The organism is Novacetimonas cocois, from assembly GCF_003311635.1.
Lineage (GTDB): Bacteria > Pseudomonadota > Alphaproteobacteria > Acetobacterales > Acetobacteraceae > Novacetimonas > Novacetimonas cocois.
This window is the reverse complement of the sequence record NZ_QEXL01000032.1, coordinates 1-359: the sequence shown is the minus strand read 5'-3', so window position 1 is coordinate 359 and position 359 is coordinate 1. Positions and strand designations below refer to the sequence as shown.

General features: G+C 57.8%; 1 protein-coding gene. It reads right to left on the bottom strand.

The window, feature by feature from the left end:
- Nucleotides 1–51 precede the first annotated feature (51 nt).
- The gene (locus NJLHNGOC_RS16475; RefSeq protein WP_456306362.1) at nucleotides 52–240 is read right to left on the bottom strand and encodes a transposase; all 189 of its coding nucleotides are present in this window, start codon (nucleotides 238–240) and stop codon (nucleotides 52–54) included.
- Between the last annotated feature and the right edge of the window lie 119 nt (nucleotides 241–359).

The window sequence follows — 359 nt, the reverse complement described above, 5'->3', positions numbered from 1 at the left end:
TCGCCTATCTTCGCGTGCAGTTTCTCCACATCAGCAGGGCTGACCGGGGGCTCAGACGCCGCCTTCCCGGAAAAGGTTNGCCATCCCCTCGATCGCCTGCCGTTTCCACTGGGCGATCATCGTCTGATGCACCCCATGTTTCGAAGCCAGTTCCGCCAGCGTCAGTTCCCCACGGATCGCTTCCAGGGCAACCCGTGATTTGAACTCCGCCGCATACCTCTTGCGCGTAACCTTGCCCATAAAACCCGTTCTCTCTCAGGTCGGATTATAGCTTATTGCCCTGTCCGAAAAATGGGGACCACCTCTTCACCGCCAGATGCCACAGCAGGTGTCGTCACTGAAGCAACAGGAACAAACGC